Consider the following 16567-nt stretch of genomic DNA (forward strand, 5'->3'; position numbering starts at 1 on the left):
GCACTGATCTCTGCTAAAACCTTCCCTCTAGGGAAGAAGGTGGCCGAAGGCCGGATGAGGGGAGCGACACGATATCGCCACTCCCCCCTCACCTTGGCCCTCTCCCTCAGGGAGAGGGGATGATGTAATCGCCGAAGCGGAAGATTTGATGCCAATCAGCTTCCATTTTTACCAGGAGAAGTATCGCCATGAGAAAAATGTTGTGTCGTGTCACAATGTTAAGCATCGGAATCCTTGCGGTGGCAGGTTGTGCCAAAAACGAGACGATAAAGAAAGATGAGATGGTCCCGGTTGCATCAAACAAGACTGCTCAAGCGGCCGTTGCCTCGCCGGCAGTAAAGGATGGGGGAATCAAGACTCTGCCGGCCAAGGAGGTTCAGTCCAAAGACCAGTCCAAGGAAGGTGCCGCAAAGGGCACTATGACAGAAGCTCAACTGCAGGCTGCCCTTACCAAGATTTTCTTTAATTTCGACTCGTCCGCACTTTCTTCGGAAGGGCGGGAAACACTGGTCAAGAACGCCGAGTTGTTAAAGAGTGCCAGTTTCAGGGTGCGGATAGAAGGGAACTGCGACGAGCGGGGTTCTGACGAGTACAATCTTGCCCTTGGGGAGAGGAGGGCACAGGCAGCAATGAAATACCTGGTTACCATGGGTGTGCCGGCCGATCGCCTCTCCATCATCAGTTACGGAGAGGAAAAACCTGCCGACCCGGGACACGACGAAGTCGCCTGGGCCAAAAACAGGCGGGATGATTTTGTTGTAACCGTCAAATAATCGAAATCATTAAACAAAGGAGCCGGAATCGGCTCCTTTGTCTTTACTATCCTGCCACGGCTGTCGTTTTTTAAGACAAGAGCAGCAAAGAATACTTCTCAACTGCTCTTGTCGATCAGGTGTGCACTACCACTTCACCGGCTGGGGTTCCTTTTTTACGAGAAGGACCGAGCAGGGCATCTTCCGCACGATCTCCTCGTTGCTCCTTCCGAACAGGAAATGCTCGAGACGCCATTCTTCATGGGAGAGCATGATCAGAAGATCGATCTTCAGCTCTTCCACCGCCTTCAGGATTTCTCTGGTCGGCTCCCCCTTCCTGATCAACTCGGTCACCGGGAGGCCATTGCTTCGTTCCCTCTCCAGAATCCTGTCCAGATCCTCCTTGGCCTCTCGCGTGATCTTCTCATACTCCTTTTCGAGGGAAACAACGGGGAGGTTCCATCCTTCAAGTCCGAACGGGTTGTGAATTGCGTGGATAAGAAAGAGTTCCGCGCCATACTTGCGGGCGAGGGAGACGCCGCAGTGAACCGCCTCCTGGCAGTAGGTGGTCATTCTGCTCACCACGAGAATACGCCTGAAATCTTCCATGATTTTCACCTCTGTCAGTAAATTTGAACGCCTTTCCTGCTACAAGTGTAACACGGATCAAGTGCGAGGAAAGTAGTCGCCCGGGCGGTTGCCTGTGGAACGGGACGGGATATCCTTTAGCCTGATCCACCGTTATCAGGATGAAGGCACGCAAAGGACTGCAGAGAATGAACCAGAACCCTGTAAACGAAGAACGATCCGCTGAGGACCCTTCGCTGCAAACGATCCCCCTTGTCGAGCTTTTCGGCCGGCTCTCTTCTTCGCCCGAAGGACTTTCCCCCGGCGAGGCTGCCCGACGTCTCGAAAAGGTTGGCTACAACGAACTCCAGGAAAGGGAGCCCTCCGCCTTCCGGAAACTCCTTGCGTTCTTCTGGGGGCCTATCCCGTGGATGATCGAGGCGGCGGCGGTCCTCTCGGCGCTCGTGGGGCACTGGGAGGATTTCGGGATTATCGTCGTCCTCCTCCTGGTGAATGCCGCCGTCGGTTTCTGGGAGGAATACCAGGCGGGGAACGCCATTGCGGCCCTGAAGCAGTCCCTCGCCCTCAAGGCGAAGGTCCGGCGTGGCGGCGAGTGGCGGATCGTGCCGGCCCGCGAGCTGGTGCCGGGGGATGTGATCAGGCTCCGCCTTGGCGATATCGTCCCGGCCGATGGACGCCTCATCGAGGGAGATCCGCTGGAGGTCGACCAGTCTGCCCTGACCGGCGAGTCGCTCCCGGTTTCGCGCGGGGTGGGGGAGGCCGTCTACTCGGGAACCGTGGTGAGGCGCGGCGAGGGAAACGCCCTCGTCTACGCCACCGGCAGGGACACCTCTTTCGGGAAAACCGCCCGGCTCGTGGAAGAGGCCCAGACTGTCAGCCACTTCCAGCGGGCTGTCCTCAAAATCGGTGATTACCTCATCGTCGTCGCCATTGGCCTCGTGGCGATGATTATCGCCGTGGCCCTCTTTCGCGGGGACCCGATAGGCGAGACACTCCAGTTCGCTCTCGTCCTGACCGTGGCGGCCATCCCGGTGGCGATGCCGACCATCCTCTCGGTGACCATGGCGGTGGGGGCCCGGATCCTCGCCGGCCGCCAGGCCATCGTAAGCCGCCTGGCCGCCATCGAAGAGCTTGCGGGGATGGATATCCTCTGCTCCGACAAGACCGGGACCCTTACGAAGAACGAGCTCACCCTCGGCGATTCCTTCTGCGCCGAGGGGGTCGACCCCGACGCCGTCATCCTCGCCGCGGCCCTCGCTTCCCGCAGGGAGGACGCCGATCCCATCGACCAGGCCGTTTTGCGCAAACTCCCGGCAGGATCATCCCCGGAAGGATATCGGGTGGTCCGCTTTATCCCCTTTGACCCCGTGGCCAAGCGGACCGAGGCAACGGTCGCCGCCCCCGACGGGACCACCTTCACGGTCTCGAAGGGAGCCCCGCAGGTGATCGTCGGACTCGCATCCCCCGTCCCCGCGGCCCGTGCCCGGATCGACGCGGCCGTTGAGGCGTTCGCGGCCCGGGGGTTCCGTTCCCTCGGCGTGGCCCGGCGCGATGGGGAGGGGGCGTGGCGCATGCTCGGCATCATACCCCTCTTCGATCCCCCCCGGGACGATTCCCGGGAGACCCTGGCCGCTGCCCGCCGGATGGGGACACGGGTCAAGATGGTGACAGGGGATCAGCTTGCCATCGCGCGGGAGATCGGCAGGGAGCTCGGCCTCGGTGACCGGATCCTCGACGCCGCGCTCCTTACCGGCGCCGACTACCGGGAGGCCTCACGGCTCGCCGATGCCATCGACAAGGCCGACGGCTTTGCCCAGGTCTTCCCCGAGCACAAGTTCCATATCGTCGAGGCCCTCCAGCAGCAGGGGCACATCGTGGGGATGACCGGCGATGGCGTCAACGATGCCCCGGCACTCAAGAAGGCGGACGCGGGGATCGCCGTCTCCGGGGCCACCGACGCCGCCCGGGCCGCGGCAGACATCGTTCTCCTCACCCCCGGCCTCTCGGTCATTATCGACGCCATCACCGAAAGCCGCCGGATTTTCCGGCGGATGACCAGCTATACCATCTACCGGATCTCCGAGACGATCCGGGTTCTCCTCTTTATCACCCTCTCGATCCTCGTCTTCAACTTCTACCCGGTCACGGCGGTGATGATCGTGCTCCTGGCGCTCCTGAACGACGGGGCGATCCTTGCCATCGCCGTTGACCGCCAGGAGCCAGCCCCGGAGCCCCAATCCTGGAACATGCCGGTGGTCCTCGGCGTATCCACGGTCCTCGGCATTGTCGGCGTCATTGCGACCTTCGGTCTCTACTACCTGGCGGAACGGCTTTCGGGCCTTGGCCGCGACGTCATCCAGAGCCTTGTCTATCTGAAGCTCTCGGTATCCGGGCACCTCACCATCTTCGCCTCTAGGGCCCGGGGACCGTTCTGGGGCAGCCGGCCGGCCACGGTCCTTCTGGCCGCAACCATCGGCACCCAGCTCGTCGCCACCGCCATCGCGGTCTATGGCCTCTTCATGGCGCCGATCGGCTGGGGGTGGGGGGGGATTGTATGGGCCTATGCCCTCATCTGGTTCGTGATCGAGGACCGGGCTAAACTGGGGGCCTACCGCATCCTCGACCGACAGGCTCCGGGGCTGCTGGAGAACGTACGGCGTTGATGGTATTCGCCTCCCTGGCAATGCCTCAGGCATCAGATATTCGCTAATAAGGTTGTCACAACGATGAAAATTGGTGTATTGAGTGTTGAGGCCTGCCTTCTCATTAGAGCACCATGCCAGAGGGCGGCGGATTATTCATTTCATCGGAAGGAGAAGTTTCATGAAGAAGACGGTTGTTGCAGTGGTAGGGATGTTGCTGTCGGCGACAGCGGCACATGCGGAACACAAACTGTTGATCACGGACGTTCTGGAGCAGAAGCAGATAGAGGCCCAGGCGCTCTTCGAGTACTCTCACACCAAGGGGAATATCAGCAGCCCCATTGACGGTTCGGGGACGCTGACGACCAATACTCTCGAATCCGTTTACTCCCTCGGTGCCGGTCTCGGGCATGGCGTGGAGATGACCGCTTCCATTCCGTTCGTCTTCAGCGAGCGAGCCAAGTCGGAACTGGGCGCTGCCGAGCCTGAATTCGAGAAGCGTGACGGCTTCGGCGACTTTGCACTCGAAGCCAAGTATCGGGTGCTTGGCGGCGAAGAGGAGCCGTTCACCCTTGTCACCGGTCTCGGCCTGAAGTTTGATACCGCCCGCAAGAAAGACGCCGGAACCGGTACGACGGACGTGAGTCCTTTCATCGCGGCAAGCGCAAACCTTGGCCACCATTACCTCCCCTATGCCGTCTACCGCGCGACAATCAGGAATCACGACAAGCAGGACACCCATACCCTTTCCCTCGGCCTCGAGAAAGAGCTTAACCATACGGTAACGCTCGACGCGAAGATCGATGCCAACTTCAACACCTCGACAGCTGACATGGGTGCCAACGAGGATTTCGTCTTCGAAGTGTCGAGCTACCTTCAGGTGGCGCACAACTTCTACCTGATTCCTTCCGTAGCCTACACGGTCGCCACCGATGCCACCGACAAGGCTGCGGAACTCCGCTTGGGGCCGGCTGACGGATTCCGCGGTGGCCTCTCCCTCTATTACCTCTTTTAAGCGTACGTTCCGCACGATAAACAAGAAAAGTCCTCGCTCAACAGCGGGGACTTTTCTTGTGGGGCCATCAACGTTCTGGAGGGCCATTCATCCTAAAGATGGCAGGAAGACCTGCGGAGCGAATTCGACGTTTATTGTTGCGAGCGTAACCAGCCGTGGTTCGCACTGTACCGATGTCAGGGCGGCACCGGACCGTGGATATCCACGACCAGGAGGGTGCAGTCATCTTCCGGAGGGTCGGCGGCGCCGAACGAGCGAAGGCCCGCGAAGACGCGGTCGAGAAACTCCAGGTGGTCAGGGACGTTGCCCGTCAGCGTCTCCTTCAGCCGTTCCAGGCCGAACCGGTCTCCTGAGGGATTGGCGGCTTCGATGATCCCGTCGGTATAGAGAAGCAGGCGGTCGCCCTGTTCAAGTCGGACCGAGGCGGCCGAGATGTCGAGGCTCTTGAAATAGCCGAGGGGGTTAGTGGTCGGCGCCAGTTCGATGATGGCTCCAGCCCGGCGGATGAGGGGCGGCACGTGCCCGGCGTTGACGTACTCCAGTTCCAGGGTCTTCGGGTCGATGATCCCCATGAAGAGCGTGGTGGAGAAATAGAGGTCGAAGGTCAGGGAACGTTCGGCAAAATGGGAGAGAAAGGCATTGACCTGCTTGGCCAGCTCCTGCGGTTCGATCTGATCGAATGCCGCGTGGTGGATGAAACCGTAGAGCATCGACATCACCACCGACGCGTGGAGGCCGTGGCCGGTGACATCGCCGATGACGACGGCCAAGCGGCTGTCCGGCAGGGTGACGGAATCGAAATAGTCTCCGCCAAGCACCCCGGCCGTGCGGTTCTTCACGCCGATGCAGTTCCAGGTGCAGACCGGTGAACTCTTCGGGAACAGTAGCCGCTCCACCTCCCGGGCCAGTTCCAGCTCGGACGGGTCTATTCGTTGTCCGTTTCTGCCGCGGTTCCTCGCCGCCATCGCCCCCCCCCGACTGGCACCTCGCCAGTTGCCCCCGCTCACGCTGCCGAGGGAATCAGCTCCCGTTCCACCTTCAGAAAAATGATGTTGTTTTCCAGGTGCACGTGCTTGTGGAGGTCGTCCTCGAACTCCTTCAGTTTCTGGTAGGTGACCCTGTAGGTGTTGCAGGCGTCGTCGGGGATCGCGAAGTCCCCGGCGAGGCGGCGGATGGCGTGAATCGCGTCCCCCACCTCTTCGTGCTCCCGGCGGAGCCTTGCAAGATCCCCCCGGATGGCGTCGATATCCTGCCGTTCCGGCCTCTCTCCCGCTTTTCTCGCCGCATCGGCCCGTTTCACGGCCGGAAAGAAGATTTCCTCTTCCTCGCGCAGATGGGTTGCCAGATCGGCGGCGACCTTCTCGAAGATCGAGGCGATCTCCTTCACTTCGGGATGGCGGCTGCCGTGGACCTCGGCGACCTTGAGGGCGTACAGGACGATCTGCCCGGCAGTGTCCTTGATGTAGGCATGGTGGACGGCGACGATGTAATCGGCCAGGAACGGGAGTTCCCATGCCGCAAAGTTCTGGCTTCGCTCCATCGGTTCCCTTTTTGCCGATTCAATCTCGCTTAGGATGACGGCCGGGTCGATCCCTTTCTGTCGGCAGGCAGTATCAAGGGGAACATTTCCGCCGCAGCAGAAGTCGATCCCGTGCCGCTCGAACACCTCCGCCGTCCGGTAATCCTCGGCCACGAACCCGCCGATGGTCCTGGTGAGGCCGCCATCGTCCGCCTGAAGCGTCTTTTCGTCGTTCATTCTCGTCTCCCCCGATTGTCGTTGCATGCACCCTACGTTATCGCATTCCCCGGCAAGGTCAAGCCACGCCCTTCACGCGCCGGGGCGACGGTTTGTATTTCCCTGAAAAGGTTGTACTGTTGACTATGCGCCCGCCTGATATCAGATGGTTGTGATGGACGATACGTCCCAATGTTCCAAGGATGGAAGCGGGAAGGAGGGACGCCCATGGCCGAACGAACCACGCCGGTCGAAACCCTTTCGCCCTGGTGGCGGAATTCCGTGATCCTGGTTCTCGCGCTCGGGTTCACGGTGTTGATCTGGATTGCTGTCCAGAGTTACCGGGATGCGCCGCCGATCCCCGACAGGGTGGTGAGCGGGGACGGCACAACCATCTTCACCGGGGACGACATCCTTGCGGGACAGCAGGTGTTCCTCAGATACGGCCTCATGGAGAACGGGACAATCTGGGGGCACGGTGCCTACCTGGGGCCCGATTTCTCGGCGGAATACCTCCACACGCTGGCAGGAGATACCGCCCAGTCCCTCGCCCGGCAGCACTATGGTCGCGATCCCAAAGAGCTGAATGTTACGGAGCGGGAAAGCGTTGCCGGCGCGGTGGGGACCCTTCTGAAGGAGAACCGCTATGATTTCCGGACCCGGACCCTCACCTTCCTGGAGCCCGAAGCGGCTTCGTACCGGCAGCAGATTCGGAAATGGCGCGACTATTTCTCCCACCCCACAAACGATGGAGGACTCCCCGGCGCCTACATCAGCGACCCGCGGGAACTGGAGCAGCTCACCTCCTTTTTCGCCTGGACCGCGTGGGCGTCGGTTGCCAACCGTCCCGGCAAGCCGTATTCCTACACGAACAACTTCCCCTATGACCCGGAGGTCGGCAACCGACCCACCAGCGATGCCTTCCTCTGGAGCGCCCTCAGCCTGATCATGCTCCTGGGCGGCACCGCGGCCGTCCTGTTCGCCTTCGGCAAGTTCGATTTTCTCGGCTGGCGGGGGAGGGGGGAGCATATCCATCCCCAGATGCTCCCCGGCGCCACCACCGACAGCCAGCGGGCCACGATCAAGTACTTCGTCGTCGTGGCGCTCCTCTTCCTCGCCCAGACCCTGGTGGGAGGGGCAACGGTCCACTACCGGGTCGACCCGGGGAGTTTCTACGGGATCGACATCTCCTCCCTCCTTCCCAGCCACATCCTCCGCACCTGGCATCTCCAGTTGGCGATCTTCTGGGTTGCCACCGCCTATGTGGCGGGGGGGCTTCTTCTGGCCCCCTCCCTCGGCAAGGAGCCCAAGGGGCAGGTGGGGGGGATCAATTTCCTCTTCGGCGCCCTGGTCGTTGTCGTGGTGGGGAGCCTCGCCGGCGAGATGCTTGGCGTCCGGCAGATGCTCGGCTCGCTCTGGTTCTGGTTCGGCCACCAGGGGTGGGAATACCTCGACCTGGGGCGCGCCTGGCAGATCCTCCTGGCGGTGGGGCTTGCGGTCTGGGGGTTCCTCCTGTTCCGGGCGCTCGCCCCGGCCCGGCAGGACCCGGAGCGCCGCGAGATCGCCTCCCTCTTCCTGTACGGTGCCCTGGCCATACCGCTTTTCTACCTTCCCGCCATGTTCTTCACCGGCACCACCCATTTCTCCGTGGTGGACACCTGGCGGTTCTGGATCATCCACCTCTGGGTCGAGGGGTTTTTCGAGGTCTTCGTGACCGCCATGGTGGCGGTCATCTTCTACAACCTCGGCATGGTCTCCCACCTGACAGCGGCGCGGGTGGTCTACCTGGATGCGCTCCTCTACCTGGGAAGCGGCATCGTCGGCACCGGGCATCACTGGTACTGGACCGGGCAGTCCGCCGTCACCATGGCCCTTGCCGCCATGTTCTCGGCCCTGGAGGTGGTCCCCCTCACTCTCCTCACCCTCGATGCGTGGGACTTCGTCAAGCTCACCCGAGGGAAGTGCGACGTCTGCAACAAACCGGTCGCCATCCCCCACAAGTGGACCTTCTACTTCCTGATTGCCGTCGGCTTCTGGAACTTCGTCGGCGCCGGCGTGTTCGGTTTCCTCATCAACCTCCCCATCGTCAGCTACTTCGAGGTGGGGACCATGCTCACCCCGAACCACGGCCATGCCGCCATGATGGGGGTCTTCGGCATGCTCGCCGTGGCGCTTACGGTCTTTGCCCTGCGCCAGGTGCTGACCGACGAGCAGTGGGCCGGACCGGAGAAATTCGTTCGGGTCTCCTTCTGGGGGCTGAACATCGGCCTGGCCCTCATGGTGGTGACCAACCTCTTCCCCGGCGGGGTGCTCCAGCTTTTCGACGTCCTGGACCACGGCTACTGGCACGCCCGGGGACCCGGATTCCTCAACGGGACGATCCCCCGCCTCATCGAATGGCTCCGGATGCCGGGAGACCTCGTTTTCATCGTCGCGGGCGCTTTTCCCCTCCTGGCCGCCACGGGGCTCACCTACCGGATGGTGAGGAAACGGTCGTGAAGGAGAAGAGGCTCGCGCATATCCAACGTCAGTGTGCTCATTAACCCCACGAGGAGGAAACAGCTATGACAAAAGCACCATTGGTGGACAAGGACGTATGCATCAGTTGCGGGCTCTGCGTCGACAACATTCCCGACGTGTTCCGCTTCGATGACGACAACAAGGCGGAATGCTTCGACCCAAACGGCGCCGCTGAGGATGTTATCCAGAGCGATGCCATCGATGCCTGTCCGGTATCGTGCATCAGCTGGAGCACCGACCCCGATTACCTGAAGAGCTTCGCCTGAGGGCCGAACTCTACCAAGCACCCATGCAGCTCACGATCTACACCGTGGGGCATTCGACGCGCAGCCTGGAGGAATTCGTGGCGCTGCTGCGGGCACACGGCATCAGGCAGCTTGTGGATGTGCGTACGATACCCCGCTCACGGCACAATCCCCAGTTCAATCGCGACACCCTAGGGACGTTTCTCCGCAACCGCCGTATCGGCTACCGGCACATGAAGGAGCTGGGAGGGCTGCGGCATGCCCGGGCCGATTCGGTGAACATGGGGTGGCACAACGCCTCCTTCCGCGGCTTTGCCGACTACATGCAGACACCGGCGTTTGCCGCGGCCCTGGAAAAGCTTATCGTGCTGGCCAGTAAACGACCGACCGCCATCATGTGCGCCGAGGCGGTTCCCTGGCGCTGCCACCGCTCGCTCATCGGCGATGCGCTCGTTGTCCGGGGGATCGAGGTGAAGGACATCATGGGGATAAACAGCGTGAAACAACACCTCCTGGCCGCCATGGCGAGGGTCGAGGGGGGGCAGGTAACCTACCCTGCTCAGGGGGAAGAGGATAGCGGCGTTTCCGCTCGCGGGATTGGCGGAGGAGGTGGGCCGTGATCAAAACCGCCATAACGTGAAGAATGCTTGTCGCCATGAGCTAAGGAGAATTGTGTCACCGGAGGTATCGACAATAATGGAGGAGCCCGTGAAAAAGATCACCGTCAAGGTTGTCGGCGTTATGCATTCGTCCGCGAAGCTTGTGTGACCGGAGGCCCCCGTGACTATCGTTGCCGCCATGTGCGGCATTGCCCTGATCGTGGTGGTGCTCTGGGAGGGGTTTGAGACCATTGTCCTCCCCCGCCGGGTGACCCGCCGGTTCCGCATGACCCGCTTTTTCTACCGGCGCACCTGGCTCCCCTGGGTAACGATGGTCAATGCCTGTGTCCCGCCGCGGCGAAGGGAAACCTGGCTGAGCTTTTTCGGCCCCCTGTCGCTTCTCCTCCTGCTCAGCGTCTGGGCCGGGGGGCTGATCATCGGGTTTGCCCTCCTCCACTGGGGGCTCGGCTCGGCCATCGTTACCCACGACGGGAGCAGCGGGCTCCTTGTCGACCTCTACCTGAGCGGCACCACGTTCTTTACCCTCGGGCTGGGGGACGCGGTTCCCCGGAGCACGGCCGCGCGTTTCCTCGTGGTGCTCGAGTCGGGGATGGGGTTCGGCTTTCTCGCCCTCGTGATCGGCTATCTGCCGGCCCTCAACCAGTCGTTCGCCAGCCGAGAGGTGAGCATCTCGCTCCTGGATGCCCGGGCCGGTTCACCTCCCACCGCCTCCGAAATGCTTCGCCGACACGGCCACGAACGGGGGATGGACGCGCTCCGGCAACTCCTCCACGAGTGGGAGAACTGGTCGTCGGAGTTTCTGGAGGGGCACCTCTCCTACCCGGTCCTTGCCTATTTCCGCTCCCAGCACGAAAACCAGTCGTGGCTGGGGGCCCTGACGGCGATCCTGGACACCTGCGCCCTCCTCATGGCTGGCGTGGACGGGGCCTGCGAGCGCCAGGCGGAACTCACCTTCGCCATGGCCCGCCACGCCGTGGTCGATCTCTCCCTGGTCTTCAGGACCAGGCCGCAGGAGCCCGCGTCACCACGACTTCCGCCCGAAAAGCTGGAGGATCTCCGCGCCCTTCTGGCGGAAAGGGGACTGAAGCTCCGTGAAAGGGATACCGTTGACCGGAAGCTGACCGAGCTGCGCTGGATGTATGAGCCCTATGTCCACGCCCTGGCAGCGTACTTCCGGGTCAAGGTTCCCCCCTGGATCGCCGCGGAAAATCAGCCGGACAACTGGGAGGTGAGCGTCTGGGATCGTCGCACCGTCAGCGGAAAGGTTGCGGAAAAGGCCAAGGGGGAGCATTTCTAGTCGCCCTGCGGAATGATCCGTGCGGCCTTCTATGGCCTGATCTCGACAATGGTGCCATTGGGCGCCAACGTGTCAATTTCCTCTATTTCCTCGTCCGTTACGGCAATGCACCCCTTTGTCCAGTCCACCCCTGCGTGAGCATCTCCAACCCACGAGAAACCATTCTTGATGCCGTGGATCATGATGTTTCCGCCCGGGGAGACTCCGAGTTCCCGGGCGCGCTTCCTGTCCCTCTCGTTGGGATAGGAGATATGGAGAGCCCGGTGATAACGGCTATCCCTGTTTCTGGCATCGATGGTGTAGGCTCCTTCCGGGGTTTTGTTGTCGCCTTGCCGTTCTTTCGGGCCGATGGGGTCTCCCCCCAGGGCGATCCTGTAGGTTTTGAGCACCGCCCCCTTTGAGATCAGCATCATGCGTCGTGCCTGTTTTTCTATCAGGATCTTGTCGAGCGATGGCTTCCGGATGGCGTAGGCAAACACATTTTTTTCAAGCGCTTCAATCTTTCCCCGCAGGGCAGCGATCTCATCCTCTTTGCCCGTGAGCTCGCGCTGGAGGGCCTCGATCCTCGTTTGCTGCGTGGCAATCGTCGCGTCCTTGACCGGGACGGTATTGATATACGATGCCATCGTCTGACTGTTCTGCCGGTAGTGGCTCCCGGGATAATCCTTTATGACCCGCTGAAAGCACTCCAGGGATTTCTGATAATCTTTGCGCTCGTTCTTCGGATACGAATAAATGATACCCATCTCGAAGAGAGCCCTGTCGCCCGCCGTGGGTTGCTGGTCGATAATCTGCTCGTATTTGCTCAGCGAGGCCTGGTAGCTTCCCTGATTAAACAAGTCATTCGCTTCTTCAAAGGTCGGCTTGGACTGAAGGTGACCGCATCCTGCCATCAGCATCGGTGTTACCAGGATGCCGATACGAAAAAAGCTAAGGCGTTTGCCCGGCCGGCTTTGTTTTGTTGCCGTATCGGCCAAAGACCGTCCGGATTCCGCGGACGGTCCACGGCGAAAGATTTCCGGTCCCCTCATCTCCTCACCCCTTGCTGGAATCTTCAGGAATATCCCGTGCCGGGAGCCTGATGTCCGTATGTTCGAATAATCCGGCCGGACCCACCTGCCGGATAAGGAAATGGCAGGGCACTGGGACCCTGCCACTTCTTGTCCGGGCGCCGCAGGTAACGCGACGGCCCCCTTGAATGTGCCTTACTTCCTCATGGATTTCTGGAAAGTAGCGTCAGCCTTTTTCGCCTTTTCATCGGCGATCCGTTCCCTTTCCTCAGCCGCCTTTATAGCACTATCGGCGCGGGCTGTGGCATCATCTGCCTTTGCTTTGGCCGCATCGGCTGAGGCCTTGGCTGCTTGTGCATCCTGCACTGCCTGCTCGACTTTCGCATCAAGCATTCTTTGATCCGCCTGCACTCTCTCCAGGTCACCGGAGGTTGCACAACCAATCATAGTGACAGGGAGAACGAGCAGCATTGCGATCAGCAAGAGAATCCCTTTCATCGCTAATCACCTCCTTTCTCTCTAGGTTGCCCAGCCAGGAAGAGGGGCTGTCTACTTCCCGGCAGGATCAATCAATATGCCGTCGATTTCCAAATCGATCTTCAGGCGTTTGGCCGCATCCCTGGCCTTACTGCCATCAGCGAACGGGCCGGCGATAACACGGTAGGCGTTGTTCTTTGCCAAGACCCGTGCCGGTATCGGAGGGCCCTGGTGGTTGATGATGGCGGCAATCCTCCGGGCCTCAAGCTCGTTACGCACATCGGCCGCCAGAACATACCAGGCATCCGGTTTCAGGTCCGGTATTTCCGGCCTGCCGTGCAGTGTGTCGGGGTGCCCGACTTCCATGGTTTGCGGAATCCCTTTTTCACTTCCCTGGCGCAGTTCGAGGATGGGAACCGGAATCCCCCGGGCCTCGGCCTGTACTTTCCGGATTTTTGTCCAGTCAAGCGTACGGCCTGCTTTCTTTTCAATGGCTCTCAACTTTTCATACACCTTCGCCAGTTCGAGAGTGCCCGCGTCTTCCAGCGGGGTATGGGCTTCCAGGTAAAGCACCCCGTCGCGCTGACCGATGAGGTAGGGCTGGTTGACAATGGCCACCGGGGTGTTGACCGGCGTGTCGTTATAGAGCACCTCGATGTTTTCCGGATAGAGCCTCATGCAGCCATTGGTTGCCTTAAGCCCGATGCTGGCCGGCTTGTTCGTGCCATGGATCAGATACCCGGGTTTGCTCAGGTAGAGAGCGTATTCCCCCAGGGGATTCTCCGGCCCCGGTGGAACTTCCGGGGGGAGCGGATCCCCCTTCTTTCGATGGTCCTCGGCAATTGAAGCAGGCACATGCCAGGTCGGCCGGGCCGCCTTGCGATACACCCGCGTTGGGCCGGTGGGGGTGGGGCGCTCCTTGGTGCCGACGCCGACCGGGTAGGTGGATACCGCCAGGGAGGTGTCATCGCCCTTGTACTGAAAGAGCCTCATTGTGGCGACGTTGACCACAATCCCTCGTCTCGGGGTGTCGGGCAGGACAAAACTCAGGGGGAGGATGACCGGTTTTCCGGCCTCGGGCGCCCAGATGTCCATGCCCGGATTGGCGGCGCTGAGTGCCGTGATTCCCAGGCCGAAATGTCTCGCAATATCCGGGAGCGTATCCCCCTGTTCAAGCCTGACGACGGCAAGCCGGCCTATGACGTCGTCGCCATTGGCAATGGAAAAGTCATTTCGTTCGATCTCCGCGGCAAGATGGCCTGGCGCAAGCGATGATTGCTCCTGGGCACCCCTGAGTACAGCGCATCCTTGAAGAGATAATATACATACCCCTAGAGCGATCAGGCGAAAACAGGCGGTAGAGAGGGGCAGGTCAGCGATTCGGTACATGGATTGAGTTCGGTACCTTTCTCGAAAATGGGTAAGTTCCGCGTCAAGACACAAAAAAGCCGGGACCAAATATCGCGTGATATTTCGGCAACCCGGCTGTCTCAGGGAGACCCTATAGGCTTTCCGCCCCATTCTCGCGAATGGTTTAGTATTATCGTCTACCACCAACTATCTTGTTGCAGTTTCCCGGCGCCCAAAGGCACCGCCACGTCAAAGACGCACTCCTTGTCGGCTCGGCCTCCAGTCATGGTTTGGACAATAAAAAAAGCCGGGACCAAATATCGTGTGATATTTCGGCAACCCGGCTGTCTCCATGAGACCCTATAGGCTTTCCGCCCCATTCTCGCGAATGGTTAAGTATTGTCGTCTATCTACTCAAACAAAATTTTCGGCAATGTTACATCACAATGGGGCTTTGTCAATAGTATTCTTGAAGCCTCGGGTGGCAAACCGCCAGCGGGTTAGTCTCTTCCGACAGCAGGATTTAGCGGGAGTGTCGGCATTACCCGGCTGATCAGGCTCCCCCGCCGCGCCGAAGTTCGTAGGGCCACGTCATTATGCCACCATCCAGGAACTTGACATCCCTGAAGCCGGCAGCATCGAGGATCTTCTGGGCCTCGTAGCCCCTGAGGCTGATTTTGCAGAAGGTGACGATCTCTTTGTCCTTGGGGAGACTCTCCAGCTTTTCCCTCAATACCCCCAGGGGGATAAGCGTGGCCCCCTCGATGCCGACCTCGGCATGTTCCGCGGGAGAGCGGACGTCGAGGAGGATGAAGTCGTCGCCATCGTCCAGCATCTGCCTCACCTTTCGGGGGGAGATCCCCTTGGCGTGGCCGGCCAGTTTGTTCTTCAGGATATCCGCGGCCACGATGAGGTTGTCCATGGCGGCTGAGTAGGGGGGTGCGTAGGCCAGATCCAGGTGCGAAAGCTGGTCGGCGGTGGCGCCGAACGTAATGGCCGCGGCTGCGGCGTCCACCCGCTTGTCCACGGCCCCTTCGCCGACAGCCTGAAGCCCGAGAATCCTCCCGGTAGCCCGGTCTGCCACGAGCTTCAGGGCGATCGGTTTCGCGCCGGGGAAAAAGTGCGCTTTGTCGGGGGCCGGCGAGAGGACGGTTTCGACGTCATACCCCTGTGCCCTCGCCTCGGATTCGGTGAGGCCGGTCTTTCCCGCGTTGACGCTGAAGACCCTGAGGATGCTGGTCCCGAGGATTCCGGTAAAGGTCGCCTCCCCCCCGGACGCGTTTATCCCGGCGACCCTCCCCTGCTTGTTGGCGGTGCTGCCGAGGGGGACATGAACCTTTTTCCCGGTAACCAGATGGGTGGCTTCGCAGCAGTCACCGCAGGCGTAGATTGCCGGGTCGCTGGTCCCCATGCGGGAGTCGACGGCGATGGCGCCAGTGGGGCCGATCTCCAATCCGGCCTCCTTCGCCAGTTTCACGTTCGGTGTCACCCCTGGTGCCAGCACCACCACGTCAGCCGGGATCTCCCCCCGTTCGGTCAGAACTTTACTCACTACTCCGGTGCCGTCAAAACCGGCCACCCGACAAGAAGTTTCCACCTCGACACCGTTCTGGCGGATATGCCTTTCAACCAGACTCGCCATCTCCGGGTCCAGTATTCCCGGCAGAAGTTGGTCGCGCATCTCGACGATCGTGACCTCCAACCCTTTCTGCCTCAAGGCCTCTGCCGTTTCCAGGCCGATCAGACCGCCGCCAACGATACAGGCTCTCTTTCCCGTCACGGCCCGCTCTTTCAACAGTTCCGCATCCTCAATGGCCTTGACCGTCAGGATGTTGCCAAGATCTCGGTTCTTCAGCGGCGGAAGGGACGGCGAGCTCCCCGTGGCCAGAACCAGCCGGTCGTACTCAAGGGAGAAGGCTTTCGCGCTCTCCTTCTCGAACAGCTGGACCGTTCTTGACTGCCGGTCGAGGCTGACCGCCTCGGTTCCGGTGATAACGTGGACTCCCTTCACCTTATTGAAAAAGGCTGCATCTCGCACCACCCCGACCGGGGTGCTCATCAACTCTTTTACATCGGCTACGGTATCCGAAACGAAATAGGGAATACCGCAGGCGCCGTAAGAAATAAAATTGCCCCGGTCGATCAGGGTAACCTCCGCATGGGGGTTCATCCTTTTTGCCTTGGAGGCGGCTTTTGCCCCCGCAGCGTTGGCTCCGATCACGACAACTCGCAGTTTCATGAGAGACCTCCGTAGCTTAAAGCTTTATGAATGGCACAATTCGAATATGCAACTAATACCATTTTGAGGTCATTTTT

At 60.7% G+C, this 16567-nt stretch carries 14 protein-coding genes and 2 riboswitches; of the genes, 7 read left to right on the plus strand and 7 right to left on the minus strand.

Features of this window, described 5'->3' with window-relative positions; genetic code table 11:
• Nucleotides 1-188 precede the first annotated feature (188 nt).
• A complete protein-coding gene (pal, locus tag KJB29_RS01400) occupies nucleotides 189-773 on the plus strand; it encodes a peptidoglycan-associated lipoprotein Pal (RefSeq protein ID WP_215733029.1) in 585 nt (194 codons plus the stop codon).
• Between the two features lie 126 nt (nucleotides 774-899).
• Here pal and KJB29_RS01405 read toward each other — a convergent pair whose 3' ends face one another.
• Nucleotides 900-1361, minus strand: coding sequence for a universal stress protein (locus KJB29_RS01405; protein ID WP_215733030.1), 462 nt, complete (start codon nucleotides 1359-1361; stop codon nucleotides 900-902).
• A gap of 167 nt (nucleotides 1362-1528) precedes the next feature.
• Here KJB29_RS01405 and KJB29_RS01410 point away from each other — a divergent pair, with 167 nt between their 5' ends.
• Both KJB29_RS01410 and KJB29_RS01415 read left to right on the plus strand, forming a co-directional pair.
• Nucleotides 1529-4003: a plasma-membrane proton-efflux P-type ATPase gene (locus tag KJB29_RS01410; protein WP_215733031.1), complete on the plus strand. Its 2475-nt coding sequence runs from the start codon at nucleotides 1529-1531 to the stop codon at nucleotides 4001-4003.
• 160 nt (nucleotides 4004-4163) lie between these two features.
• Complete coding sequence (locus KJB29_RS01415) at nucleotides 4164-4997, plus strand: transporter (protein WP_215733032.1); 834 nt, start codon at nucleotides 4164-4166, stop codon at nucleotides 4995-4997.
• A gap of 176 nt (nucleotides 4998-5173) precedes the next feature.
• Here KJB29_RS01415 and KJB29_RS01420 read toward each other — a convergent pair whose 3' ends face one another.
• Nucleotides 5174-5962: a PP2C family protein-serine/threonine phosphatase gene (locus KJB29_RS01420; protein ID WP_215733033.1), complete on the minus strand. Its 789-nt coding sequence runs from the start codon at nucleotides 5960-5962 to the stop codon at nucleotides 5174-5176.
• 38 nt (nucleotides 5963-6000) lie between these two features.
• Nucleotides 6001-6753: an iron-sulfur cluster repair di-iron protein gene (gene ric / locus KJB29_RS01425; RefSeq protein WP_215733034.1), complete on the minus strand. Its 753-nt coding sequence runs from the start codon at nucleotides 6751-6753 to the stop codon at nucleotides 6001-6003.
• A gap of 207 nt (nucleotides 6754-6960) precedes the next feature.
• Between ric and KJB29_RS01430 the strand changes: the two genes are divergently transcribed.
• From KJB29_RS01430 to KJB29_RS01445, 4 genes are all read left to right on the plus strand, one after another.
• Complete coding sequence (locus tag KJB29_RS01430) at nucleotides 6961-9231, plus strand: nitric-oxide reductase large subunit (RefSeq protein ID WP_215733035.1); 2271 nt, start codon at nucleotides 6961-6963, stop codon at nucleotides 9229-9231.
• Nucleotides 9232-9296: 65 nt separating this feature from the next.
• Nucleotides 9297-9518, plus strand: a complete 222-nt coding sequence (locus KJB29_RS01435) for a ferredoxin (protein WP_004513649.1) — start codon at nucleotides 9297-9299, stop codon at nucleotides 9516-9518.
• Nucleotides 9519-9541: 23 nt separating this feature from the next.
• The gene (locus tag KJB29_RS01440) at nucleotides 9542-10117 is read left to right on the plus strand and encodes a DUF488 domain-containing protein (RefSeq protein ID WP_215733036.1); all 576 of its coding nucleotides are present in this window, start codon (nucleotides 9542-9544) and stop codon (nucleotides 10115-10117) included.
• Nucleotides 10118-10277: 160 nt separating this feature from the next.
• Complete coding sequence (locus KJB29_RS01445) at nucleotides 10278-11414, plus strand: ion channel (protein WP_215733037.1); 1137 nt, start codon at nucleotides 10278-10280, stop codon at nucleotides 11412-11414.
• A 29-nt stretch (nucleotides 11415-11443) separates the two neighbouring features.
• On the opposite strand, the gene KJB29_RS01450 is transcribed toward KJB29_RS01445, so the two are convergent.
• The 4 genes from KJB29_RS01450 to KJB29_RS01465 all read right to left on the minus strand — a co-directional run bounded on the left by KJB29_RS01450 (nucleotide 11444) and on the right by KJB29_RS01465 (nucleotide 16490).
• Nucleotides 11444-12313: a L,D-transpeptidase family protein gene (locus KJB29_RS01450; RefSeq protein ID WP_215733038.1), complete on the minus strand. Its 870-nt coding sequence runs from the start codon at nucleotides 12311-12313 to the stop codon at nucleotides 11444-11446.
• A 306-nt stretch (nucleotides 12314-12619) separates the two neighbouring features.
• A complete protein-coding gene (locus KJB29_RS01455) occupies nucleotides 12620-12922 on the minus strand; it encodes an Lpp/OprI family alanine-zipper lipoprotein (protein ID WP_215733039.1) in 303 nt (100 codons plus the stop codon).
• A 51-nt stretch (nucleotides 12923-12973) separates the two neighbouring features.
• The gene (locus KJB29_RS01460; RefSeq protein WP_215733040.1) at nucleotides 12974-14290 is read right to left on the minus strand and encodes a L,D-transpeptidase family protein; all 1317 of its coding nucleotides are present in this window, start codon (nucleotides 14288-14290) and stop codon (nucleotides 12974-12976) included.
• Between the two features lie 83 nt (nucleotides 14291-14373).
• Nucleotides 14374-14450, minus strand: a riboswitch (cyclic di-GMP riboswitch).
• A gap of 132 nt (nucleotides 14451-14582) precedes the next feature.
• Nucleotides 14583-14659, minus strand: a riboswitch (cyclic di-GMP riboswitch).
• Nucleotides 14660-14804: 145 nt separating this feature from the next.
• Nucleotides 14805-16490: an FAD-dependent oxidoreductase gene (locus tag KJB29_RS01465; RefSeq protein ID WP_215733041.1), complete on the minus strand. Its 1686-nt coding sequence runs from the start codon at nucleotides 16488-16490 to the stop codon at nucleotides 14805-14807.
• Nucleotides 16491-16567 lie beyond the last annotated feature (77 nt).

This window comes from Geobacter grbiciae (assembly GCF_018531165.1).
Taxonomy (GTDB): domain Bacteria; phylum Desulfobacterota; class Desulfuromonadia; order Geobacterales; family Geobacteraceae; genus Geobacter; species Geobacter metallireducens.

What these genes read in the sequence shown, in the direction of transcription:
- KJB29_RS01430 (WP_215733035.1), top strand. Translation starts at nt 6,961, where the DNA reads ATGGCCGAACGAACCACGCCGGTCGAAACCCTTTCGCCCTGGTGGCGG.
- KJB29_RS01440 (WP_215733036.1), top strand. Translation starts at nt 9,542, where the DNA reads ATGCAGCTCACGATCTACACCGTGGGGCATTCGACGCGCAGCCTGGAG.
- ric (WP_215733034.1), bottom strand. Translation starts at nt 6,753, where the DNA reads ATGAACGACGAAAAGACGCTTCAGGCGGACGATGGCGGCCTCACCAGG.
- pal (WP_215733029.1), top strand. Translation starts at nt 189, where the DNA reads ATGAGAAAAATGTTGTGTCGTGTCACAATGTTAAGCATCGGAATCCTT.
- KJB29_RS01435 (WP_004513649.1), top strand. Translation starts at nt 9,297, where the DNA reads ATGACAAAAGCACCATTGGTGGACAAGGACGTATGCATCAGTTGCGGG.
- KJB29_RS01460 (WP_215733040.1), bottom strand. Translation starts at nt 14,290, where the DNA reads ATGTACCGAATCGCTGACCTGCCCCTCTCTACCGCCTGTTTTCGCCTG.
- KJB29_RS01405 (WP_215733030.1), bottom strand. Translation starts at nt 1,361, where the DNA reads ATGGAAGATTTCAGGCGTATTCTCGTGGTGAGCAGAATGACCACCTAC.
- KJB29_RS01450 (WP_215733038.1), bottom strand. Translation starts at nt 12,313, where the DNA reads ATGCTGATGGCAGGATGCGGTCACCTTCAGTCCAAGCCGACCTTTGAA.
- KJB29_RS01465 (WP_215733041.1), bottom strand. Translation starts at nt 16,490, where the DNA reads ATGAAACTGCGAGTTGTCGTGATCGGAGCCAACGCTGCGGGGGCAAAA.
- KJB29_RS01455 (WP_215733039.1), bottom strand. Translation starts at nt 12,922, where the DNA reads ATGAAAGGGATTCTCTTGCTGATCGCAATGCTGCTCGTTCTCCCTGTC.
- KJB29_RS01420 (WP_215733033.1), bottom strand. Translation starts at nt 5,962, where the DNA reads ATGGCGGCGAGGAACCGCGGCAGAAACGGACAACGAATAGACCCGTCC.
- KJB29_RS01410 (WP_215733031.1), top strand. Translation starts at nt 1,529, where the DNA reads ATGAACCAGAACCCTGTAAACGAAGAACGATCCGCTGAGGACCCTTCG.
- KJB29_RS01415 (WP_215733032.1), top strand. Translation starts at nt 4,164, where the DNA reads ATGAAGAAGACGGTTGTTGCAGTGGTAGGGATGTTGCTGTCGGCGACA.